Annotated in this window: 21 protein-coding genes; 11 read left to right on the plus strand and 10 right to left on the minus strand. The window is 75.3% G+C overall.

What is annotated here, in order from left to right:
• Window positions 1–61: 61 nt before the first annotated feature.
• Complete coding sequence (locus SK069_RS15160) at window positions 62–1924, minus strand: nicotinate phosphoribosyltransferase (RefSeq protein WP_319955085.1); 1863 nt, start codon at window positions 1922–1924, stop codon at window positions 62–64.
• Between the two features lie 201 nt (window positions 1925–2125).
• Between SK069_RS15160 and SK069_RS15165 the strand changes: the two genes are divergently transcribed.
• The 5 genes from SK069_RS15165 (at window position 2126) to SK069_RS15185 (ending at window position 7508) form a co-directional block, all read left to right on the plus strand.
• Window positions 2126–3190: a TerC family protein gene (locus SK069_RS15165; protein WP_319955086.1), complete on the plus strand. Its 1065-nt coding sequence runs from the start codon at window positions 2126–2128 to the stop codon at window positions 3188–3190.
• A 111-nt stretch (window positions 3191–3301) separates the two neighbouring features.
• Window positions 3302–4309 (plus strand): glycosyltransferase family 2 protein, encoded by a 1008-nt coding sequence (locus SK069_RS15170; protein WP_319955087.1) that lies wholly within the window; start codon window positions 3302–3304, stop codon window positions 4307–4309.
• Between the two features lie 149 nt (window positions 4310–4458).
• Complete coding sequence (locus SK069_RS15175; protein ID WP_319955088.1) at window positions 4459–5280, plus strand: MBL fold metallo-hydrolase; 822 nt, start codon at window positions 4459–4461, stop codon at window positions 5278–5280.
• A 277-nt stretch (window positions 5281–5557) separates the two neighbouring features.
• Window positions 5558–6745 carry a beta-ketothiolase BktB gene (gene bktB, locus SK069_RS15180; RefSeq protein ID WP_319955089.1) on the plus strand — a complete coding sequence of 396 codons (1188 nt, stop codon included), beginning with the start codon at window positions 5558–5560 and terminating at the stop codon, window positions 6743–6745.
• A gap of 331 nt (window positions 6746–7076) precedes the next feature.
• Window positions 7077–7508: an SCP2 sterol-binding domain-containing protein gene (locus SK069_RS15185; RefSeq protein WP_319955090.1), complete on the plus strand. Its 432-nt coding sequence runs from the start codon at window positions 7077–7079 to the stop codon at window positions 7506–7508.
• Between the two features lie 39 nt (window positions 7509–7547).
• Here the strand turns inward: SK069_RS15185 and SK069_RS15190 are convergent, their stop codons facing one another.
• Complete coding sequence (locus tag SK069_RS15190) at window positions 7548–8189, minus strand: NUDIX hydrolase (RefSeq protein WP_319955091.1); 642 nt, start codon at window positions 8187–8189, stop codon at window positions 7548–7550.
• A gap of 84 nt (window positions 8190–8273) precedes the next feature.
• Here SK069_RS15190 and SK069_RS15195 point away from each other — a divergent pair, with 84 nt between their 5' ends.
• The gene (locus SK069_RS15195; RefSeq protein ID WP_319955092.1) at window positions 8274–8438 is read left to right on the plus strand and encodes a rubredoxin; all 165 of its coding nucleotides are present in this window, start codon (window positions 8274–8276) and stop codon (window positions 8436–8438) included.
• Between the two features lie 115 nt (window positions 8439–8553).
• Here the strand turns inward: SK069_RS15195 and SK069_RS15200 are convergent, their stop codons facing one another.
• The 3 genes from SK069_RS15200 to SK069_RS15210 form a co-directional block, all read right to left on the minus strand.
• Entirely contained in the window at window positions 8554–9090 is a 537-nt protein-coding gene (locus tag SK069_RS15200; RefSeq protein ID WP_319955093.1) for a hypothetical protein, read from the minus strand.
• 103 nt (window positions 9091–9193) lie between these two features.
• Window positions 9194–10636 carry a DHA2 family efflux MFS transporter permease subunit gene (locus tag SK069_RS15205; RefSeq protein WP_319955094.1) on the minus strand — a complete coding sequence of 481 codons (1443 nt, stop codon included), beginning with the start codon at window positions 10634–10636 and terminating at the stop codon, window positions 9194–9196.
• A gap of 120 nt (window positions 10637–10756) precedes the next feature.
• Window positions 10757–11380 (minus strand): TetR/AcrR family transcriptional regulator, encoded by a 624-nt coding sequence (locus SK069_RS15210; protein ID WP_319955095.1) that lies wholly within the window; start codon window positions 11378–11380, stop codon window positions 10757–10759.
• Window positions 11381–11503: 123 nt separating this feature from the next.
• On the opposite strand from SK069_RS15210, the gene SK069_RS15215 reads away from it, so the two are divergent.
• On the plus strand, window positions 11504–12826 hold the full coding sequence (locus SK069_RS15215; RefSeq protein ID WP_319955096.1) for a mannosyltransferase family protein: 1323 nt from the start codon (window positions 11504–11506) through the stop codon (window positions 12824–12826).
• Window positions 12827–12903: 77 nt separating this feature from the next.
• On the opposite strand, the gene SK069_RS15220 is transcribed toward SK069_RS15215, so the two are convergent.
• Complete coding sequence (locus SK069_RS15220; RefSeq protein ID WP_319955097.1) at window positions 12904–13719, minus strand: exodeoxyribonuclease III; 816 nt, start codon at window positions 13717–13719, stop codon at window positions 12904–12906.
• Between the two features lie 74 nt (window positions 13720–13793).
• On the opposite strand from SK069_RS15220, the gene SK069_RS15225 reads away from it, so the two are divergent.
• The 3 genes from SK069_RS15225 (at window position 13794) to SK069_RS15235 (ending at window position 17623) form a co-directional block, all read left to right on the plus strand.
• On the plus strand, window positions 13794–14873 hold the full coding sequence (locus SK069_RS15225) for an alpha/beta hydrolase (RefSeq protein WP_319955098.1): 1080 nt from the start codon (window positions 13794–13796) through the stop codon (window positions 14871–14873).
• Window positions 14870–16348, plus strand: coding sequence for a glycerol kinase GlpK (gene glpK, locus SK069_RS15230; RefSeq protein ID WP_319955099.1), 1479 nt, complete (start codon window positions 14870–14872; stop codon window positions 16346–16348). Before SK069_RS15225 ends, glpK begins: the two co-directional genes overlap by 4 nt.
• Before the next feature lie 663 nt (window positions 16349–17011).
• A complete protein-coding gene (locus SK069_RS15235; RefSeq protein ID WP_319955100.1) occupies window positions 17012–17623 on the plus strand; it encodes a hypothetical protein in 612 nt (203 codons plus the stop codon).
• Window positions 17624–17634: 11 nt separating this feature from the next.
• On the opposite strand, the gene SK069_RS15240 is transcribed toward SK069_RS15235, so the two are convergent.
• The 4 genes from SK069_RS15240 to SK069_RS15255 all read right to left on the minus strand — a co-directional run bounded on the left by SK069_RS15240 (window position 17635) and on the right by SK069_RS15255 (window position 21516).
• Complete coding sequence (locus SK069_RS15240) at window positions 17635–18462, minus strand: SDR family NAD(P)-dependent oxidoreductase (RefSeq protein ID WP_319955101.1); 828 nt, start codon at window positions 18460–18462, stop codon at window positions 17635–17637.
• A 74-nt stretch (window positions 18463–18536) separates the two neighbouring features.
• Window positions 18537–18962, minus strand: a complete 426-nt coding sequence (locus SK069_RS15245) for a hypothetical protein (protein ID WP_319955102.1) — start codon at window positions 18960–18962, stop codon at window positions 18537–18539.
• A gap of 76 nt (window positions 18963–19038) precedes the next feature.
• Window positions 19039–20322 (minus strand): acyl-CoA dehydrogenase family protein, encoded by a 1284-nt coding sequence (locus SK069_RS15250; RefSeq protein WP_319955103.1) that lies wholly within the window; start codon window positions 20320–20322, stop codon window positions 19039–19041.
• 9 nt (window positions 20323–20331) lie between these two features.
• Entirely contained in the window at window positions 20332–21516 is a 1185-nt protein-coding gene (locus SK069_RS15255) for an acyl-CoA dehydrogenase family protein (RefSeq protein ID WP_319955104.1), read from the minus strand.
• 326 nt (window positions 21517–21842) lie between these two features.
• Between SK069_RS15255 and SK069_RS15260 the strand changes: the two genes are divergently transcribed.
• Window positions 21843–22640 (plus strand): enoyl-CoA hydratase/isomerase family protein, encoded by a 798-nt coding sequence (locus SK069_RS15260; RefSeq protein WP_319955105.1) that lies wholly within the window; start codon window positions 21843–21845, stop codon window positions 22638–22640.
• Window positions 22641–22684: the final 44 nt, after the last annotated feature.

The raw sequence follows: 22684 nt of genomic DNA on the forward strand, positions 1-22684 counted from the left end.
GTCCCCGGCCGGTGCGGCGCCCGGCACGGCCGTGGTCGGCGCGGCCCCGAGGAACGGCCGCTCAGGCCGGCGGCGCGGTGACGAGCGATGCGCCGGCCTCGCGGAGCTCGGCGAGGGTCCGGTCGCCGTCGCCCGGGCTCACCTCGACGGCGGCGATCGCGTCGGTCGCCACGGCCACGGCGAGTCCGCCGTCGAGCGCGTCGAGCGCCGTCGCGCGCACGCAGTAGTCCGTCGCCAGCCCGCAGACGACGACGCGCCGCACCCGCCGCTCCCGCAGGAGCTCCAGCAGCCCGGTCCCGTCGAACGCCGAGTACGCGTCGCGGTCCCGGTCCTCGGCCTTGCTGACGACCGTCGCGCCGGCGAGATCGAGGGACGGATGGAGCTCCGCGCCCGGCGTGCCGGCCACGCAGTGCGGCGGCCACGGCCCGCCCCGCTCGGCGAAGGAGACGTGATCGGCGGGGTGCCAGTCGCGCGAGGCGACGATCGTCGCACCGCCCTCGCGGGCAGCGCGCAGCAGTCGCGCGATCGGCGCGAGGACCCGATCGCCGGTCGGCACGCCGAGCGCGCCGCCCGGCAGGAAGTCGTGCTGGACGTCGACGACGACGAGCGCGTCGTCGGGGCGCAGGGTCGCGGGCCGGGCGAGCCGCTCGCGGAGCGCCAGCAGCTGCGCGGAGCGGACGACCGGGGCGAACGTCGCCCGGCCGGCGAGCTCGCGCTCCCGGGCGGCCCGCTCGCGGGCCGCATCGAGGTCGAGGGCGCCCGGGACCGGCGCGCCGCGGCGCAGGACGGGTCGCATGAGCGCGGTCCCGGGCTGCGCCTCGTGGGCGAGGTGGATCCGGTGGCCGACGACGTCGCCGGCGACGACGCGCGCCACGCCATGGACCCCCGGGTCGGTCTCCTTGCCGGGACTGCGCTTCATGACCCAGCGCCGCAGCGGATCGGGCTCGTCGTGCTGCGCGCAGAGCTTGTAGACGCCGCCCAGCGGCTCCCCGGAGCGCAGCCGCGTGCCGACGCCGAACGCGTCGACCGGCGCGCCGGCGCCGACGATCGACGAGATCGCGGCGGCGTCGAGGTCGCCCGACAGGACGATCCGGGTGGCGCCCTGTCCGGCGGCGTCGAGCGCCGCCCGCGCCCGTCGCGCCTCCTCGGCGAGGTCGCCGGAGTCGATCCGGATGGCCGCCAGCGGCACCCCGACCTCCTGCGCGGCGGCGATCGCGCGCGCCACGCCCCGGTCGACGTCGAAGCTGTCCACGAGCAGCGTGGTGCCGGGGTGATCGCGCAGCGCCTCGGCGAACGCGTCCTGCTCGTGGTCCTCGCCGCGGGCGAGGACCTGGTGGTGCGCCATCGTCCCGAGCGTCGGGATCCCGTACCGGGCCCCGGCCTCGGGCAGCGCGGTCCCGGCGAACCCGGCGAGCCACGCTGCACGGGCGGTCGCCAGCCCGGCCTCGGGGCCGTCGAGGCGTCGGAGCGAGAAGTCCTGGACCGGGCGCCCGCCGGCAGCCGCGACGATGCCGGCGGCGTTCGTCGCGATCCGCGTGCCGTAGTTCAGGGCGGCGAGGACGACGGGCTCGACGAGGGTCGCCTCGACGCGCGGCGCGGTGATCCGCAGGAGCGGGACCTCGGCCGGCAGGCACGTCCCCTCCGGCAGCGCCCACGCGGTGCCGGTGAAGCGCAGGGCGGCGAGCCGCGCGAGCAGCGCCGCCGAGAAGCGCCCGTCCTGGCGCAGCCACGCGAGCTCGTCGGGATCCGCGCGCAGCTCCCGCAGCGCGGTGACGGCCTCCTGGACGCCGGCGAGCATCACCCACGGGCGGTCCTCCGACCGGCGCCGCACCACGACCTCGAACGACACGAGGTCGTCCCGACCGTGGCGGACGAAGCCGTCGGCCATCGTCAGCGTGTAGAGGTCGGTCCGCAGGACGCTCATCGCCGAGGCGCGCCGTCGCAGGCGCGAGGACGAGCATACGGCGCCGTGCCGCTCGTCCGGTAGCCTTCGGGCGAAGAAGGGCAGTATCCCGCAAGCGACGTCGCCGTCAGTCCGGTCCCCGCGGGGACCCGGTGCGTCGGCCCCGGCAGGGGTGGGAGAGACCTTCGGCCCACACCCTGCAACGAGGTCGGAGTCTCACCCATGAACCTGTCCCTGCTCGCCGCGTCCTCGAACGAGAGCACCGGATCGGACGTCTCGCCGGTCGTCTGGATCGCGTTCACCGCGTTCATCATCGCGATGCTCGTGCTGGACCTCGTCGTCCACCGGCACAGCGAGGGCGACAGCGCGGAGGACGCCCACGTCCCACCGTTCCGCCAGAGCGTCATCTGGTCGATCGGCTGGACGCTCCTGGCGGTCGCGTTCACCGCGCTCATCCCGCTCGTCCACGACGGATTCGGCGGCAAGGAGTCCGGCGAGTACCTCACCGGCTACGTGATCGAGCGCAGCCTGTCGCTGGACAACCTCTTCGTCTTCACGATCCTCTTCAGCTTCTTCAGCGTCCCGATCTACGCCCAGCGGAAGGTCCTCTTCTACGGCATCGTCGGCGCGATCGTCCTGCGCGCGATCTTCATCCTCGTCGGCGGCGCGCTGCTCAACGCGTTCCACTGGATGATCTACGTCTTCGGGGCGTTCCTCGTGATCACCGCGATCCGCATGGCGACGCACTCCGACGAGGAGGTCCACCCCGAGAACAACCCGGTCCTGAAGCTCATCCGGCGGGTCATCCCGATGACGGACCGCTACGAGGGCTCGAAGATCTTCATCCGCGAGAACGGCAAGCGGATCGGCACGCCGATGGTCGCGGCCCTCGCGATGGTGGCGACGTTCGACGTGATCTTCGCGATCGACTCGATCCCGGCGATCTTCGCGGTGACGCGCGAGACGTTCATCGTCTTCGCCGCCAACGCGTTCGCGCTCCTGGGCCTGACGTCGCTCTTCTTCCTCATCGCCGGCCTGCTCGAGCGGTTCCACTTCCTGAGCTACGGCCTGGCGTTCATCCTCGGCTTCGTCGGCATCAAGATGCTGATCAGCGACGTCTACCACATGCCGATCGGCATCTCGCTGACCGTCATCATCGGCACGCTGATCGTGGCCGCCTGGGCGTCGCGGCGGTGGCCGAAGGACGAGGGCCACGGCCCCGGCGACGGTGACGGCCCGCCGCCGCCGGCGACGGGCTCGACGCCCGCCGCGAGCTCCATCAGCTGAGTCACCGCGCGCGCCACCGGGCCGTCCGCAGCGGCGGACCGGCCCGGGCGCGCCGCGGGTCCCGGGCGCACGCGGCGACATCGTGGCCGCGCTTGGGAGACTTGCGGCGCCGTGGCCGCGCCCGTCGTCTCCGTCGTCGTCCCCACGCGCGACCGCCCCGAGCGGCTCGCGCGCCTGCTCGACGGCCTGCGGGCGCAGACGCTCGGCGTCGAGCGCTTCGAGGTCCTCGTCTGCGACGACGCCTCGTCCGCCGCCTCGATCGCGGACGTCCTCACCCGCGCGGGCGAGCACCTCGACCTGCGCGTGCTTCGGCACGACGTCCCGCGGGGGCCGGCGGTCGCGCGCAACACCGCCTGGCGCCAGGCCCGGGGGACGCTCGTCGCGTTCGTCGACGACGACTGCGTCCCGGAGGCCCGGTGGCTCGAGGCGCTGCTCGACGCCTGGGCGCGCGGCGCCGACCGGGGGGATGCCGTCGTGCAGGGCCGCGTGGACCCGGATCCGTCGGAGTATCCGCACGAGTTCGGACCGTTCTCGACGACGCTCTGGGTCACGGAGGCGGGGCCGCGGTTCGAGACGGCGAACATCGCCTACCCGCGGGCGCTGCTCGAGCGGCTCGGCGGGTTCGACGAGTCCCTCGTGATCGCCGGGGAGGACACCGACCTCGGCTGGCGGGCGATCGAGGCCGGGGCGGTCGTCGTGTGGGCGGGCGAGGCGCTCGTGCACCACGGCGTGATCCAGCAGGGCCCCTGGGGACGGCTGATCAAGGGCCGGCGCTGGCGCTACGTGCCGGCGGTCTACCGGCGCCACCCCGGGCTGCGACGGACGCTCATCGCCGGGATCTTCTGGGGGCCGCTGCACTGGTGGCTCTTCCGGGCGCTGGCGGCGCTGGCCCTGCGGCCGCGCTCGCCGGCCCGCGCGGCGCGGACTCGCGGCCTGCGGGGCCCCCGCCGCGGCGCCGGCTGGGCGTTCGCGCGGTGGTGGCTCGCGATGCCCTACGTCCTGCGGCTCGTCGACTACCGCACGGGACCGCTGCTGGCGCCCTACCGCCTGGCGTGCGACCTCGTCGAGGTCGCCGCGATCGGCGCCGGCGCGGTCCGCCACCGGATCCCGATGCTCTGAGCGACCGGAGACGGGTCTCACGACCGCACCACGGTCCGGCCGGCCGGCGCGTGCGTCGTGGCGACGTCGGGGACCGCGCTCGTCCGCCAGCCCTCAGCCGGCTGCGCCGCCGGCCGGGCGTTCGGGCGGCGGCGAGCTACGCTGCCGTGATGGCCGGCGAGGCGCTGCTCGAGGACCGCGGGATCCGGCTCGTGCGGGCCGACAACCCGGGACCGAAGACCCTGACCGGGACGAACACCTGGATCGTCGCGGGCGCGCAGGGCGCCTGGGTCGTCGACCCGGGGCCCGATCTCGAGGAGCACCTCGACGCCGTCGCCGCCGCGGTCTCCGACGCGGGCGGCCTGCTCGGCGTCGCGCTGACCCACCGCCACGAGGACCACGCAGCCGGCGTGGCCGGGCTCCTGCGCCGCACCGGACCCGCGCCGCTGGCCTCGCGCACCGGCTGGGTCCCGGAGGGCGCGCCCGCCGGGACGACGGCGCTCGCGGTCGCGGAGGGCGATGTCGCCGGGCCGTTCTCCGTGTACGAGACCCCGGGGCACGCCGCCGATCACGTCGTCTTCCGCGCCGGTGACGCGCTCTTCGCCGGGGACACCGTCCTGGGGACCGGCAGCGTCCTGCTCGTCCCGCACGCGGGGGCGCTCGCGGGGTACCTCGCCGCGCTCGAGCGGCTGCGCGCGCTCGACCTCGCGGTGCTCCTGCCCGGCCACGGGCCCGTCGTCGACGACCCGGCGGCGAAGCTCGACGAGTACCTCGCGCACCGCCGCGACCGCGAGCGCCGGCTCGTCGCCGCGCTCGACGCGGGACTGCGCGGCGCGGACGAGCTGCTGGACCGCGTGTGGGACGACGCTCCCGGCATCCTGCGCCTCGCCGCCGCGGTGACGCTGCGGACCCACCTCGACAAGCTCGCCGACGAGGACCGGCTGCCCGACGGCGTCGAGCTGCAGGACTTCGGCGGGTTCGACGGCCTCTAGGTCCCGCGGGGCCCCGCGCTCGCGGTCCTCCCGTCCGACGCCCGGCTCGTCGTGGTCGCGACGCGTCGGTGCGGCACCCGCGTCCCGCAGGTCACGCGGCGCTCGCCGCCACCGCCGTCGGGTTGACGGTCGGGGGTGGGGGGGGGTCCGCGCGCCGGCCGTCTGGCGCTACGCTCCCGGACCTACTCGTCAGTACCCCACGAGGGTGCTGGTGCCCGGACGCGCACGGCGCGTCACCACCCCGGCGCCCTCGCGCCACCCACCCGCAGGAGACCCCATGACCGGTGTCGTCATCGCCTCGGCCGCCCGCACCGCGATCGGCAGCTACAGCAAGTCGCTGAAGGACGTCCCCGCGACGCAGCTCGGCATCACCGCGGCGAAGGCCGCCATCGAGCGCGCCGGCCTCCAGCCCGAGCAGATCGAGCACACGGTCTACGGGAACGTCATCCACACGGACACCGACGACATGTACATGGCCCGCGTGGTCAGCATCGGCGCCGGCGTCCCGCAGGAGAGCCCGTCCCTGACGGTGAACCGCCTCTGCGGCTCCGGCGTGCAGTCGATCGTCACCGCGACGATGCACATCCAGACCGGGGACGTGGACGTCGCGCTCGCCGGCGGTGCCGAGTCGATGTCGCAGGCGCCGTACTGGGTCTCGAACGCGCGCTGGGGCGCGAAGATGGGCCCGTCGCCGATGGTCGACCCGGTCGTCGGCGGCCTCACGGACCCGTTCCGCAAGATCCACATGGGCGTCACGGCCGAGAACCTCTCCGTCCGCGACACCATCTCCCGCGGGGACCAGGACGCGTTCGCGTTCGCGAGCCACCAGAAGGCCGCCGCGGCCCGCGCCGCCGGGAAGTTCGCCGAGGAGATCACGCCGGTCGTCATCAAGGGCCGGAAGGGCGACGTCTCCTTCGACACCGACGAGCACATCCGCGAGGACATCTCGCTCGAGGCGCTCGCGAAGCTCAAGCCCGCGTTCAAGCGCGAGGACGGCACGGTCACCGCCGGCAACGCGTCGGGCCTGAACGACGCCGGCGCCGCCGTCACGCTCCTCAGCGAGGCGAAGGCCGCCGAGCTCGGCATCACGCCGAAGGCGAAGATCCTCGGCTACGCCGTCACCGGCGTGGACCCGAACATCATGGGCATCGGCCCCGTCACGGCGATCCGCAAGGTCCTGGACCGGACCGGCGTCGCCCTCGACGACATCGCCGTCATCGAGCTGAACGAGGCGTTCGCCGCCCAGTCGCTCGCCGTCACGCGCGAGCTCGGCCTCGCCGACGACGACCCGCGCGTGAACCCGAACGGCGGCGCGATCGCCCTCGGCCATCCGATCGGCGCCTCCGGCACGATCGTCACGATCAAGGCCCTGAGCGAGCTGCACCGCACCGGCGCCCAGTACGGCCTCATCTCCCTCTGCATCGGGGGCGGGCAGGGCATCGCCCTCCTCATCGAGCGCGTCTGATCGCGGGGACTCCGGCGGGCGATGCCCCGCCCGCCGGAGACGATCCCCCCCGGCCCATCGCCCTCCTCATCGAGCGCGTCTGATCGCGGGGACTCCGGCGGGCGATGCCCCGCCCGCCGGAGACGATCCCCCCCCGGCCCATCGCCCTCCTCATCGAGCGCGTCTGATCGCGGGGACTCCGGCGGGCGATGCCCCGCCCGCCGGAGCCGGTCGCGTGTACCCGGTACAACCCGGGGGGCGGCCGGCCGCGGCGGTCGCGCGGTGCCAGGCGTGCGAAGTGACGCTCCGCGCGTTAGGGTCCGAAGGGCGCACCGACCCGCGCCCCCCTGCCGTGTTGTTCACCACCGCCGACGACGTCCACGACCATCTCGGTCGCCTGCTCCAGGAGCTGGCGAACGATCCCGACCTGGGCAGTCGCCTCACGCACCTGGACCTCGTGCTCCAGCTGCGCTGCCGGCACCCGGACGCGACGGTGACCCTCGTGGCCCGCGCGGCGGACGCCCCGCGCGTGGTCGTCGGCGAGCCGGGCGACGACGTGCCGCAGCCCGACGTCACCCTGACGATGGACGCCGACGTCGCCCATCACCTCTGGCTCGGTCAGCAGAACGTCGCCATCGGCATCGCCCGGGGCCTCATCCAGGCGAAGGGCGACGGCCGCAAGGTCATCGACCTCCTCGGCCTGACGAACGACATCGTCCCGCGCTACGAGCAGCTCCTCCGGGCCGCCGGGCGCGAGGACCTGCTCACCACCGCCGCGGCCTGAGCCGCCGGCGGCGGTCCGCCGCCGCGACGGATCGCATCCTCAGGACCCGGACGGGCCGCGCTCGCCCGCGGGGACGTCCGCGGCGGGGTAGCTCCGGCGCACGCCGCCGCGCTCGATGAGCAGCCGCGCCTCGTCGCCCTCGAGCTCCAGCTCCGGCGTCGTGGACGGCGGCTCCCGTCGGCGGCACGCCTCCAGCGCCGCGGCGACCGTCTCCCAGCCCTCGAGCTCCTCGAGCTGCCGCAGGGTCGGGAACGCCATCGTGGCGCGGCCCTCGGCCGACTCGGCCAGCAGGTCGGCGGGCGTCGCCCAGCGCGCGTCGACGATCTCCTCGCCGTCGATCCGCACCGGCGGGTCGCCCTCGACCGGGCCGAGGAAGAACGCCGTGTCGAAGCGGATCGGCAGGACGGCCGGCGTGATCCAGCGGTCGAGCGGCACGAGGAGCTCCGGCACCACCGGGACCCCGGTCTCCTCCCGCAGCTCGCGCGCCGCGGCGTGCGCGTCGTCGGGGTCGGTCGGCTCGACGCGCCCGCCCGGGAAGACCCAGAAGCCGCCCATGAACCGCGCGCTCGGGGTGCGCTGCGCCACGAGCACCTCGAGCCCCGCGGCGCCGTCGCGGATCGGCACCACCGCCGCCGCGGGACGCGGGGTGACCGGGGACGACGGCGCGGAAGAGCTCGACACGCCGTCAACGGTAGTGCGTCCTGCACCGCACGGGCGGCGGATCGGCCACCGCGCACGACCCCGCTCGTCGTATCGTCCCGGTCCATGAGCGACGAGCAGTGGATCTGCGAGGCCTGTGGCTTCGTGTACGACCCGGCCGAAGGCGACCCGGACGGCGGCATCCCGCCCGGAACCGCCTTCGAGGACATCCCGGACACCTGGATGTGCCCGGTCTGCGGCGCCCGCAAGAACGAGTTCACGAAGCTCTAGGAGAGGGGATCGCGGGCCCCGGCCCGCACGTCGGCCCCACGACCCCGTGCGGTGCGCGGCGGGGTGCGGGCGTCCGATGATGCTCGCCGGCACGGTGGGGGCCGAGGGCCCGACCTCAGTCGCCGACGGCGCCCTGCACCAGGGCGCCGTAGTCGACCTTCCACGTGCCGCCGACGCGGCGCAGGGGCGGTGCGCCGGCGGCGGTGGCGACCACCGCCCGGTCGCCGCGCACGGTGACCCGCGCGCCGCGCAGCGCGCGCAGCAGCGACGCGGGCGGCGGCGAGGAGGAGTTGCCGCTGTTGGCCATGAGCGCCTCGCAGTCGACCCCGCGGCGGCCGATCCGGGACGCGAGCCGCTCGATCCCGACGACGGTCGCGCAGGCCGTCGCGACGTCCCGCTCGCCGACCGCCACGACGAACCGCCGCAGCACCGCCCGGACCTCGCGGGCGGTGGCAGCGTCCGCGCGGCGCCCGCCCGCGAGCGTCAGCGGGGCGGGCCGCGGGGCCGTGGGCACCGACGCCCCGGCGTCGGCCGGGACGTCGGCCGGCGGGGCGACCGTCGACGGGCTGATCGCGTTCGGCGCGTCGCCGCCGCACCCCGCCAGCGGGACGGCGAGCGCGACGAGCGCGAGGAGGACGGGGCGGGTCGGCATCGGGCGGGCGGCGGATCGGCCGGGCACGGGGTCTATCACGCGCCGCCCGCGCCACGCGTCCGCCGCGGCCCGCCCGATGCGCGCAGGCTCGGGCGGGCGAGGATCACGCCGGGTCGGCCAGTGGGGCGCCCGCCGGCGCGCCGCCACCCTCGGCCACGGCGGCCGCCGGCGCCGGGCGCCCGGGCGCGAGCAGCCCGATCACCGCGCCGACGGCGAGGACCGCGGCGCCGACCGGCAGCGCCGCCAGCAGCCCGTCGGTGAAGCCCTGCGGGGTGGCGTGGGAGCCGTGCGAGGCGAAGATCGTCGCGAGCACCGCCACGCCGAACACGCCGCCGGTCTCGCGGATCGCGTTCGTGGCGCCCGACGCCTTGCCGGCGAGCTCCGGCGGCGCGCTAGCGAGCACCGCGCCCGCGACCGGGGCGAAGACGAGCGCCATCCCGACGCCGGCGAGGACGAACGGCGGAACGAGCTCGCCGTAGGGGACCGTGAGCGACGAGACCTGCGAGATCCAGAAGAGCGCGACCGCCTGCAGCGCCATCCCCGTGACGAGCAGCGGCCGGGCGCCGATCCGGTCGCTGAGGATCCCGGCGATCGGCGCGATGAGCACCGGCATGCCGGTCCACGGCAGGGTCCGCAGGCCGGCCTCCAGGGGGCCGTAGCCCTGGGCGATCTGGAAGAACTGGCTCAGCAGGAAGATCGAGCCGAACATCCCGAAGAACATCGCGAAGGACAGCCCGTTCGTCGCGCTGAACCGCACGGAGCGGAAGAGCCCGAGCGGCAGCATCGGCGCGGGCGTCCGTCGCTCCCACGCGAGGAACGCGCCGAGCAGCAGCACGCCGACGGCCAGCGAGGCCACGACGGTCGTCGAGCCCCAGCCGAGGACCTGGCTGCGGATGACGCCGAAGGTCAGGCCGAACAGGCCGCCGGTCACGAGCAGCAGCCCCGGGCGGTCCAGCGGCGTGCTCGCACCGCCCGGACCGAACGACTCGCGCAGCTCCCGACGCGCGATCGGCAGCAGCGCGAGGCCGATCGGGACGTTCAGCCAGAAGATCCAGGACCAGTGCAGCCCCTCGACGACGGCGCCGCCGACGGCGGGGCCGACCGCCACGCCGAGGCCGCCGATGCCGCCCCACAGGCCGATCGCCAGCCCGCGGCGCTGCGCCGGGACCGCGTCGGCGAGGATCGTGAGCGTCAGCGGGGTGACGATCGCCGCGCCGATGCCCTGGATCGCTCGCGCCGCGACGAGCAGCTCGATCGACGGGGCGAGCGCCGCCACGGCGCTCGCGCCGGTGAAGATCCCCAGGCCGAGGAGGAACATCCGGCGCCGGCCGAAGCGGTCGCCGAGCGCTGCGCCGGTGAGCAGGAAGACGGCGAACGCGAGGGTGTAGGCGTTGACGGTCCACTCGAGGGACTCGAGGGAGCCGCCGAGGTCGCGCTGGATCGACGGCAGCGCGACGCCGACGACGAGATTGTCCAGCGCGGTCATGAAGACGGCGAGCGCGACGATCACGACCGTGCGCAAGGGGAACGCGGGTGGGGCGGGCATGGTGGGACTCCTGGTGGGACGGGACGGGAACGGGACGGAACGACGGGAAGGTGGGTGAGTGCTTACTTCCTTGCGGGCCGCACGAGCCGCGGGGCCGGCGGTGCCTGCGGCCGGGCGGGCTCAGGGCGTCGGCGCCTCCTCGGCGACCGGGTCCAGCGGGCTCGCGGTGAAGTCGTCGGGGAAGCAGCTGGCGCCGTCGAGCTCGCCGGTCCGCAGCACGTCGGCGAAGGGCTCGTCGAGCGTCGCGATCCCCGTCGCGGCGAGGACGTTCATGAGCATGCCCTGCGCGAAGAACCGCCGGATCTCGTCGGGCGTGGCGTCCGTCTCGCGCTGGATGAGCGCGAACAGCCGGCGGAACGAGGCCTGCATCGCCGCGCGGACGTCGGGGTCCCGCGGGGAGAGCGCGTGGGCGTGGAGCTGCAGCAGCAGCCGGCGCGGGTCGCTGAGCAGGCCGCCGTAGGCCATGCCGATCGCCGGGAGGACGTCCTCGCCGGTCGCGCGGGCTCGGTCGGCGGCGGTCTTGAACGCCTCGTGGATCTCGGCGTTGCAGCGCTCCACGACGGCCGTGACGAGCGCCTGCTTCGTCGGGAAGAGCCGGAAGAGGTACGCGTGCGAGATCCCGGCCTCCTCGGCGACCTCGGCGGTCGGGGTGGCGCCGATGCCGCGCTCGGCCATGAGGCGCGACGCGACCGCGATCACCTGCTCGCGGCGCTCCTCGGCGGACATGCGGGTGCTCGGAGCCACGAGGTGAGTGTGCACTCACTTCCTTGACCTGTCAAGCCCGTCGCGCGACACCGGTCGTCGAGGGGACGCGGCGATCACGGGCCGAACACGCCCGGATCGGTCGCGCGCGGCATCCTGTGGCCGATGGCCGCTCCCCGCGACCGCGCCGCGACGCCGCGCTTCGCCGCGACCGTCGAGGAGGCCTTCGGCGCCGATCTCGTCCTCGCCCTGCGCGAGGCGGTGCGCGCGTTCGCGCTCTCGCGGGCCGTCGTCTGGATCGCCGGCCTGCTGACGATCGTCCTCTTCGGCTGGGCCGGATCGCGGGGCGCGCGCCTGGACCCGCTCTGGGAGTGCCGCCCGACCGCGGTCGGCGGGCTCGACGCGCTGATCGCCCCGGGATGCCGGTGGGACAGCACGTGGTACCTGACGATCGCGGGATCGGGCTACAGCCCCGCCGAGCCCGCGCGCTCGGCGTTCTTCCCGCTCTACCCGCTGCTGACGAGCATCGTCTCCGCACCGCTCGGGGGCGCGCTGGTCCCCGCGGGGCTGCTCGTGTCGTGGAGCGCGGCGATCGCGTTCCTCACCGCGCTGCACCAGGTCGTGGCCCGCGCCCGGGACCGGGCGACCGCCCGCACCGTCGTGCGGGTCGCGGCGTACGTCCCGCCGGCCGTCTTCCTCTCGGCGATCTACACCGAGTCGCTCTTCCTGCTGCTCTCGCTCGGCTGCCTCGCCGCCGCCCGCCGCGACCGCTGGCTGCTCGCCGGCGCGCTCGGCGCGCTCGCGTCGTCCTGCCGCAGCATCGGGGTGCTGCTCGTGCTGCCCCTGCTCGTGGAGGTCCTCTGGGGTCGCCGGAGCGACGCCCGCACCGTCGCCCGGACCGTCGGCCGCTGGACGATCCGCCACCGCGCGCTGCGCGCCGACGTCGCCTGGATCGCGCTCGTCCCGCTCGGGCTGCTCGCCTACGCGACGTACCTCGGCCTGGCGACCGCCGACCCGCTCGGGGCGGTCCGGGCCCAGGGCGACTGGGCGCGGCAGTTCCTGACCCCGATCGGCGGGCTGGGCGCCGGCGTCTGGGCCGTCGTCGGCCGGACCGGCGAGCTCGCCGGCGCCTGGTCGATGCCGCCGCTCGTCGACGGGCAGCAGGCCGGGCTCCTGCTCGCGCGCGACGCCGTCCTGCTCGCCGTCGTCGTCGTCGCGATCGCCGCGCTCTGGTGGGCCCGCCGCCGCATGCCCGTGAGCTGGCTGGCGTGGGGCGCCATCTCGCTGGCGTACCCGCTGTCGGTCCCCTCGAGCCAGCAGCCGCTGATGTCGCTGCCGCGCTTCGCGATGGCGTGCTTCCCGATCGTCGTCGCGCTCGGCCTCTGGGCGCACGCGCGACCCGGCCGGATGCGGTGGCTCGCGCCGCTGCTGCTCGCGCTGCAGGCGGGCTGGGCGATCCTCTTCGTCAGCTGGGTCTGGGCACCCTGAGCCGCGCCGCGGTCCGCGCGTGGCGGCCGCGCGCCGAGGAGTGAGGCGTCCCCGCGACGCCCGCGCCGGCCCGGGCGTCAGTCGCGCAGGTCGACGACGAGGGGCGCGTGGTCGGAGGGCTTCGTGCCCTTGCGGTGCTCGCGCGAGACCCAGACGCGCTCGATCCGCTCCGCGGTGGCGCGGTCCACGAGCGCGAGGTCGATCCGCAGGCCGAGGTTCTTGTGGAAGCTGCCGGCCCGGTAGTCCCACCACGTGTACCGCGGACCGTCGACGCCCTTCGGGTCGTCGGCCGGGAACCCCTCGCCGTGGTGGTGGATGAACGCGTCGACGAGGCCGCCGGCCTCCAGGACGCCGGCGAGCGCGGCGCGCTCCTCCGGCGAGGTGTGGGTCGTGCCGGTGAAGCGCTCCGGCGCGTAGCAGTCGGCGTCGGTCGGGCAGACGTTCATGTCGCCGAGGATCACCGTCGGGCCGGCCGCGGCGAGCGTCTCGGCGCGCGCCGCCATCGCCCGCAGGAAGGAGAGCTTGCGCCGGTAGTCCGGGTGGTCCAGCGCCTTGCCGTTGATGACGTAGACGCTCGCGACGCGGATCCCGCCGACGGTCGCCTCGATCCAGCGGGCCTCCGTCGGGTCGTCCTCGCCGGGCAGGCCCCCCAGCGGGTCGGTCGGCTCGCCCGCGCCGTCGTGGCGGGTGAGGATCGCCACGCCGTTCCAGGCGCCCTGCGAGTGGTCCACGACGTCGTAGCCGGCCGCGGCGAGCTCCAGCAGCGGCAGCTGGTCGCGGCCGCACTTCGTCTCCTGCAGCGCGAGCACGTCGGGCCGCAGATCCTCCAGCAGCTCGAGCACCCGCGGCAGCCGGGCGCGGAGCGAGGCGACGTTCCACGAGATCAGGCGCACGGGGCGATCCTCGCGGATCGCCGGCCCGGACGCGGCGTGGCGGGTGGGTCGCGGCCACCCCATAGGCTCCCGCCATGGTCGCTGCGTCGCCCCGGTCGCCGGTCGTCCGCGAGCTGGGCCCGCCCGGGCCCGAGACGCTCGCCTTCGAGCGGCGACTGCGGCGGGTCATGCGCCCGCTGGCGGCGAGCTGGCGGATGACGCCGCGCGGCGTCCTCTGGCTCCAGCGGATCAGCGAGCCGCGCGGGCGCCGGATCCGCACGAAGGAGGGCAGCCAGGTCGACGTGACGGCGATCGGCGGCGTCCCGGTCGAGTGGGTCCGCGGCCCGCGGGCGATCGCCCGGCGCACCGACGACGAGCCGGTGCTGCTCTACCTGCACGGCGGCGGCTACGTCTTCGGCTCACCGCGCACGCACCGCGTCCTGACGTCGCAGCTCTCCGACGCCCTGGGCATCCCGGTGCTCGTCCCCGACTACCGGCTGCCGCCGGTGGCGACGCTGCCGGCGCCGATCGAGGACGCCCTCGTCGTCTACCGGGCGCTGCTGGAGCGGGTCGCCCCGGAGCGGATCGTCGTCGCCGGCGACTCCGCGGGCGGCAACCTCGCGCACGGCCTGCTGCTGCACGCCGCCGAGGCGGGCCTGCCGATGCCCGCGGGCCTCGTGCTGCTCTCGCCGTGGAGCGACCTGACGATGAGCGGACCCTCGGTCCGCGCGAACGACGGGATCGACCCGTTCATCCCGGAGATCGCGCTCTGGCGCTGCGCCCGGGTGGCGTGCGCCGGCCTCGACGCGGCCGACTGGCGCTGCTCGCCGCTGTTCGGCCCCGACGCGCTCCAGGCCCGGCTGCCGCCGACCCTCGTCCAGGCGGGCTCGACCGAGGTCCTGCGCGACGACGCCCGCCGCGTCGCCGACGCGCTGGCCCGCAACGGCGTCCCGGTCGAGCTGCAGCTCTTCGCGCACGTCCCGCACGTCCCGCCGATGTGGGGCAACCTGCCCGAGGGCCGCGACGCGACCCGGCGCGTCGGCGCGTTCCTGGCCGACGTGCTCCCCGAGGGCGCCGCGCACCGACCGGACCGCCGCGACGCCGCCGCGGCCACGAGCGACGAGACGACGACCGCCGACGGGCTCGAGCCCGAGAGCGCCGGAGCGACGACGTGATCCTCGCGATCGACCAGGGGACGACGGGCACGACCTGCCTCGTGGTCGACGGCGAGGGCGACCTCGTCGGCCGGGGCTACCGCGAGTTCTCCCAGCACTTCCCGCGACCGGGGTGGGTCGAGCACGACGCGGCCGAGATCTGGGAGGTCACCCGCCGCGTCGCGCTCGAAGCCTGCGACGACGCGGGGATCGCCCCCGCCGACCTCCAGGCGATCGGGATCACGAACCAGCGCGAGACCGTCTGCGCGTGGGACCCCGCAACCGGCGAGCCGCTGCACCGGGCGATCGTCTGGCAGGACCGCCGGACCGCCGCCATGTGCGCGCGGCTGCGCGAGGCCGGGCACGAGCAGCTCATCCGCGAGCGGACCGGCCTCGTGCTGGACCCGTACTTCTCCGGCACGAAGATCGCCTGGCTGCTCGAGCACGCGCCGGAGCTGCGCGAGCGCGCCGAGCGGGGCACCGCGGTCTTCGGGACGATCGACTCGTGGCTGCTCTTCCGGCTGACCGGCGAGCACGTCACCGACCCGTCCAACGCGTCGCGGACGATGCTCTACGGGCTGGAGGCCGGCGACTGGGACGACGAGCTCTGCGCGCTGCTCGGCGTGCCGCTCCGGGCGCTCCCGGAGGTCCGACCCTCGATCGGGGGCTTCGGGACCGTGCGCCCGGGCGTCCTGGGCGACGCGACCTGCCCGGTCGGCGGCGTGGCGGGGGACCAGCAGGCCGCGCTGTACGGCCAGGCGTGCCTGGACCCGGGGGAGGGCAAGAACACCTACGGCACCGGCTCGTTCGTGCTGCTCAACGCGGGCGACGCCCCGCCGGCCGAGCACGAGGGCCTGCTGCGGACGGTCGGCTGGCAGATCGGGCAGCGGCGGATGTTCGCCTACGAGGCGTCGGTCTTCGCGACCGGCGCCGCCGTCCAGTGGCTGCGCGACGGGCTCGGGATCATCTCGAGCGCCGCGGAGACCGAGCCGCTCGCCGACTCGCTCGAGGGCAACGACGGCGTCTACCTCGTGCCGGCGTTCGCGGGGCTCGGCGCGCCGCACTGGGATCCCTACGCCCGCGGGACGATCACCGGGCTGACGCGCGGCACGACGCGGGCGCACCTCGCGCGCGCGACGCTCGAGGCGATCGGCTTCCAGACCCTCGACGCGGTGCGGGCGATGGAGTCCGTCGCGGCGCAGCCGCTGCGGGTCCTGAAGGCCGACGGCGGTGCGACCGCGAACCGCTGGCTCATGCGGTTCCAGGCCGACCTGCTCGGCGTGCCGGTGGTCGTGCCGGCGATCCACGAGACGACCGCGCTCGGTGCGGCGTTCATGGCCGGCGTGGGGGTGGGGCGCTGGAACCAGCGCGAGGTCACCCGCACCTGGCGCGCCGCGACGACCTACGAGCCGACGATGTCGCGCGATCGCGCGGAGGAGCTCCACGCCGGCTGGCGGGACGCGGTCGGGCGGTCGCTCGGTCAGGCGCGCGACTGACCGCGGCGCGGGCCCCCGACCGACGGCCGGACGGGGACGCGCGACGGGCGCAGGATCAGCGGGGCAGGCGCAGCGGCGCGGCCGGGGCGGCGACGACGTTGCGGTACGCGGCCCGCCAGAGCGCGACGTAGGCGGCCGTGGCGGCGGCCCAGGCCAGTCGGTGGTGCATCGCGGGTGGCTCCTTCCGGTCGCGGGGTGATGGGGCAGCGATCGGCCCGGGCCGGCCGGTCGAACAGCGCGAGGGCACCCGCCTGGACGCCCGTACGGCCCCGACCCGCGCGGGACGTCGACGGAGGATCGACGCGGGGCGGGCGCGGCCGGGCCCGTCGTCGCCCGGCGAGCCGGCGATGCCTCGGGCACCGAGGCACGGGTGGACCGGGCCCCGCCCGGGCCGCTCCCGAGCCGCCGAGGCACGGGTGGGGGCGGGACGCCCGGGCTGCAACGCGTCGCCCGTGCTGCAAGGGCCCGTTCGCCGGTCCCGCCGGGCGAGGAGCACGACGGCGTGGCGGCGAACCACCGCGCATGGCCGATCTCTCCCGTCGTCCGCCGGACGACCTCGGCGCCCAGGGTCGCGGCGTGCCCCGGGGCGGGCGTGACCGATGCCTCACCCGTGGCCCGGCGGCGGTCACGGCTGCGGCCCCGGGGACCGGCGAGGCTGCCGGCATGCTGCGCCGCGCCGCCATCGTCTCCGTGCTGCTGGGCCTCGCCGTGCCCGTCGGCGCGAGCGCCTCGACGGCCGGCATCGACCTGCTGGAGCCCGACCGCGGCAACGAGACGCCGGCGACCGCCGAGCGGCTCGCCGTCGACCGCACCGTCGCCGGGCAGATCGTGCTCGGCCCGCCGGCGCACCGCGACGTGGACGTCCTCGTCGTGCGCGTGCGCCGCGGCGCGACCGTCACGGTCCGCCTGCGCCACCGCGGCGAGGTCGACCACCGGGCGCTCGGCCTCGGCGTCGCGACGGCCGCCGGGCCGGCGGCGCCGGTGCGGTGGCGCACCGTCGACGACGGGCGCGAGGTCGGCGTCCGGGTTCGCGTCCCGACGGGGCGGCTCGTGATCGCGCTGCGCTGCGCGGCCGGTCGCGCGTGCGACGGCGGCGGCGCGATCCCCTACGCGCTGCGGGTGGACCGGCCCGGGCGGCGCACGACGCTCGCGGCCGCGGCGGCGTCGACGAAGCCGGTCGCCGACGCGCCCGGAGGCCCGGCGGCGACCTCCGGCGGCGCCGCGCCGGGCGCGGTCGAGGCCGCGCCGGTCTCGGGCGGCGCGACGCCGCGCTGAGCGCGCCGGACTCAGCCGGTCATGCCGCCGAGCTGGCCGCCCGTGACGTGCAGCGTCTGGCCGTGGACGTAGTTCGACCACGGCGAGCAGAGGAAGAAGATCGCGCCGGCGGCCTCCTCGGGCGTGCCGGGGCGGCCGAGCGGCACGAGCAGCGGCGCGGCCTCGCGCAGCTCCTCCGGGATGCCGAGCTGGACCTGCTGGCCGTCGATCTCGGTGACGTTGGCGGCGTCCTTCGCGGCGGTGAGGCGCGTCTCGATCCAGCCGAAGGCGACCGCGTTGACGTTGACCTTGAACTGGCCCCACTCCTTGGCCAGCGTCTTCGTCAGGCCGACGACGGCGGCCTTGCCGGCAGCGTAGTTCGCCTGCCCGGCATTGCCCATCGTGCCGGACATCGAGCTGACGTTCACGACCTTGCGGAAGACCTCGAGGCCCTCGGCGCGCTCGCGCTTGGCCGGCTCGCGCAGGTGCGGGGCAGCGGCGCGGAGCACCCGGAACGGGACGGTGACGTGGATGTCGAGCATCCGCTGCCACCAGTCGTCGCTGATCCGGTGGGCGGCGGCGTCGAGCGTGTAGCCGGCGTTGTTCACGACGACGTCGAGCTGCCCCCACGTGTCGATCGCGTGGGCGACGAGCGCGTCCGGCGCGCCGTCCTTCGTGAGGTCGCCGGCGAAGATCGTCGTCTCGCCGCCGATGTCGTCGGCCGCCTCCTGCGCCGCGTCGCGGTCGAGGTCGTTGACGACCACCCGGGCGCCGTGGCCCACGAGGAGCTCCGCCGTCGCCCGTCCGATGCCGCGGGCGGAGCCCGTGACGATCGCCACCTTGCCGTCGAGGACGCCCATGCCGTTCCTTCCGTCGTCGCCCGCGGCGGACCCGCGGTGGCGCGATCCTATGCTCCGCCCGACCGCGGCGCCGGTCAGTCGCAGGCGGCGAGGCGCCCGACCCGGATGCCGTCCCGCCAGGGCTCGGTCGGCCCGTAGTAGGCGCCCTGCATCCAGAGACGGTCGGTGCTGCGCGCCTTGCGCAGCGTCGTCCGCAGGCGGCCGTCGGACCAGCCGTCGCGCGACTGCGTCGAGACCTGGTTGCGGTCGCTGCCCCGGGTGATCACGGTCCAGACCCCGATGCCGTTCGCGACGGCCCGACGCCCGGACGACCGCGTGGCCTCGGACGTCGTGCGCACCCACCACGGGCCGTCGGTGCGGTGGCGCTCGACGCAGGCGTAGTGGGTGAAGGCGTCGCTGCGCACCGCGGTCCACGACCCGGGCGGCCGGGCGTCGGCGGCGGCCGGGGCCGCGAGCAGCGCGCCGAGCAGCAGGGGGAGGAGCGATCGAGCGGGGGACACGGCCTGGATCGTAGGGCCGTGGCGCCGCGGCGAGCATGAGCATCGCGTGAGAGGGTGCCGCGGCGGCGGCGGACGCTCAGCAGCCCATGAGCCGACCGATGACGTCCTTCATGATCTCGTCGGTGCCGCCGCCGATCGGGCCCAGGCGCGCGTCGCGCCAGGCGCGCTCGAGGCCCTGCTCCTTCGTGTAGCCGGCGCCGCCGTGCAGCTGCAGGCAGCGGTCGATGACGTCGACGGCGGTCCGCTGGGTCTGGAGCTTCGCCATCGAGACCTCGCGGATCACCTGCTCGCCCGCGACGTGCCGGCGCAGCGTCTCGTAGGTCAGGCTGCGCGCCGCCTCGATCTCCATCCCGATCTCGGCCAGCGCCCAGCGGGTGCCCTGGAAGTCGGCGATCCGGCGGCCGAACGCGCGCCGCTGCGCGACGTAGGCGCAGGTCTGCTCGAACGCGAGGTCCATGCCGGCCACCGCGCCGAGCGCCATCGAGAGCCGCTCCCAGCCGAAGTTGGCCATGATGAGCTTGAAGCCGCCGTGGAGCTCGCCGAGCAGGTGGTCCTCGGGCACGAAGACGTCCTGGAAGCTCACGAGGGCGGTGTCGGAGGCGTGCCAGCCGAGTTTCTCGATCGGGCTCGCGCTGATCCCGTCGCCGCGGTCGGCCCCGAGCAGCGCCGGATCGTCCTCGGCCCCCTCGGGCTCCGGCCCGCGTTCGACGACGAGGAACGAGATCCCGTCGTGGCCGCCGTCCTGCGTCGTCCTCACCGCGGTGACGTAGTGCTGCGCGCGCACGCCGCCGGTGATGAAGCACTTCTCGCCGTTGACCCGGAAGCCGCCCTCGACCCGCTCGGCGCGGGTCAGGATGCCGGCGACGTCGCTCCCGGTCCCCGGCTCGGTGATGGCGAGCGCCGCGACGCGCTCGCCGCGCAGGACCGGCGGCACCCACCGCTCCTGCTGCTCGGGCGTGCCGAACTTCAGGATCGGCGGCGTGGCGATCGTCGTCGGCGCGCTGAGCGCCGCGGCGAGGCCGCCGGAGCCCGAGCGGGCGATCTCCTCGGTCCAGATCGCGTCCGTCAGGTGGTCGCCGCCCTGCCCGCCCAGCTCGACGGGGTACGGGGTGGCGGCGAAGCCCGTCTCGCCGAGGCGGCGGAAGACGGAGGAGGGCACCCACTCGGCGTCCTCCCACGCCTGAACGTGCGGGCGCAGCTCGCGCGTGACCCAGTCGCGGATCGATCGGCGCAGCGCATGGTGCTCCTCGCCGAAGAGGTGGTCCCAGCCCGCCGGGCCGCGGCCCTGCCCCACGAGCCCCGTCGACGCCGGATTCGCGTCCCCGCTCGCTCCCGGGGAGCGGCTGTCGGTCGTGCTCATCGTCGTCCCTCAGATCCCGTAGGAGCGCCCGATGTACTCGAGCAGCGTCTCGTCCGTGCCGGCGCCGATCCGGTTCAGGCGCAGGTCGCGCCAGGCCCGCTCGATGCCGTACTCCCGCATGTAGCCGTTGCCGCCGTGGATCTGCAGGCACTCGTCGGCGACCTCGCAGGCGATCCGGCTGGCGTAGAGCTTCGCCATCGAGATCTCGCGGACCGGGTACTCGCCGGCCATGACCCGCCGTGCGGTCTCGTAGTTCAGCTGCCGGGCGGCCTCCACGCGGGTGGCCATCTCGGCGAACTTCCAGCGGATGCCCTGGAACTTGCCGATCGGGCGGCCGAACGCCTGGCGCTCCTGGGCGTAGCGCAGCGTCCGCTCGATGAGCAGGTCGGCCGACGCGACGGCCCCGACGGCACCGATCAGGCGCTCGCCCTGGAGCTCCCACATGATGTGGTAGAAGCCCTTGCCCTCCTCGCCGAGCAGGTTCTCGGCGGGCACGCGGACGTCGGTGAACGACAGCAGCGCCGTGTCGGAGGCGTGCATCCCGGCCTTCTCGAGCCGCCTCTCGCGGACGATCCCGGGGGAGTCCATGTCGACGATGAAGAGGCTGAACCCGCCGTAGCCGGCGTCGGGATCGGTCTTCGTCACGAGGACGATGTAGTCGGCGCGGTGGCCGTTGGTGATGAAGACCTTCGAGCCGTTGACGACGAACGCGTCGCCGTCGCGCACCGCGGTCGTCTTGATGCCCGCGACGTCGGAGCCGGCGTCGGGCTCCGTGATGCCGAGGCAGGCGATCTTCTCGCCCCGCATCGCGGGCACGAGGTACCGGAGCTTCTGCTCGTGCGTGCCGAGCATCCGGATCGGCGGGTTCGCCATGTCGGTGTGGACGGCGACGCCCATCACGAGGCCGCCGGAATGGGAGCGCGCGAGCTCCTCCGCGAAGACGAGGTTGTAGGCGTAGTCGCCGCCCTGGCCGCCGTACTCCTCGGGGTAGGAGAGGCCGAGGAACCCGAGCTCGCCCAGGCGCCGGAAGACCGAGTCGGGGAAGGTCGTCTCCTCCCACTCGTCGGCGTGCGGGGCGAGCTCGGTCTCCACGAACCGGCGGATCTCCAGCCGCATGGCCTCGTGCTCGTCGGTGAAGATCGGATGCCGCCCGGGGGCGGCATGGTCGGGCTTCGGGACCTGCTCGGTGGCCACGCGGTGCTCTCTCTCCTCGGAACGGCGCACCGGCGCGCGTCTCCCCGCGGCGCCGGTGTCGGGGCGCGGTGCCGGTCGGCCCGTCCCCGAACGGGAAAGTAGCAGGTGCTACCTCCTACTTCGAGATGCGCCACGCGCGGACGATCCCCCGCATGCGCGAGGCGCCCGCTCGCGGCGCATCTCGAAGTAGGAGGTAGCGTCGCCTGCCTCGCGTGGTGGATTCCCCTCCTCCGGCGGGACGGTCGGTGGCGTACGCACCGTTCGCCGGGACGCGAATGCGCGAGGATCGCCGCGACGTCCGTCGTTCCAGGCCCAGAGGGGGAGCCGTGTCCGAGAGCCAGACCACGCAGGAGCCGGTGCGCTACGTCGTCGCCGACGGGGTCGCGACGATCGCGCTCGATCAGCCCGAGACGCGCAACGCGCTGTCCGACGAGCTGCTCGACGCGCTGATCGCGGCGTTCGAGCGGGCGCGCGACGACGAGGAGGTGCGGGTCGTCGTCCTGACCTCGACGCACGAGAAGGTCTTCTCGGCCGGCGGCAACCTCGCGGGGTTCGCCGAGCAGCTGCCGCTCGTGCACAAGTACCGGTCGATCGACCGCTTCCCGCGGCTGTTCCGGCTGATCCTCGACCTGCGCAAGCCGACGATCTGCCGGGCGAACGGGCACGTGCTCGCCGGGGCGCTCGGGCTGGCGCTGGCGTGCGACCTCATCGTCGCCCACGAGGACGTCCAGTTCGGCACCCCGGAGATCAACGTCGGGGTCTTCCCGTTCATGATCATGGCGCTGATCTTCCGCAACGTCGGGCGCAAGAAGGCCACCGAGCTGCTGCTGCTGGGCGAGCGCGTCTCGGCGGCCGAGGCGGAGCGGATCGGGATCGTGAACCGCGTGGTCCCGGCGAGCGAGCTCGACGCGGCGGTCGACGCCTGGGCGACGAAGCTCGCGGCGAGCTCGCCGCTGCTCATGGGCCTGGGCAAGGACGCGATCAGCCGCTCGATGGACCAGGGGCTCGACGACGCGCTGGACTTCCTGCGCGGCCAGCTCGCGCTCGCGTTCTCGACCGAGGACATCCAGGAGGGCGTGCGGGCGTTCTTCGAGAAGCGCGACCCGGAGTGGCGCGGCCGCTGAGCCGCGAAGCGCCGCCCGGAGGGCGGCGCTTGCGACGTGCTCCC

It is taken from the genome of Patulibacter brassicae (genome assembly GCF_033949425.1).
Classification (GTDB): Bacteria; Actinomycetota; Thermoleophilia; order Solirubrobacterales; family Solirubrobacteraceae; genus Patulibacter; species Patulibacter brassicae.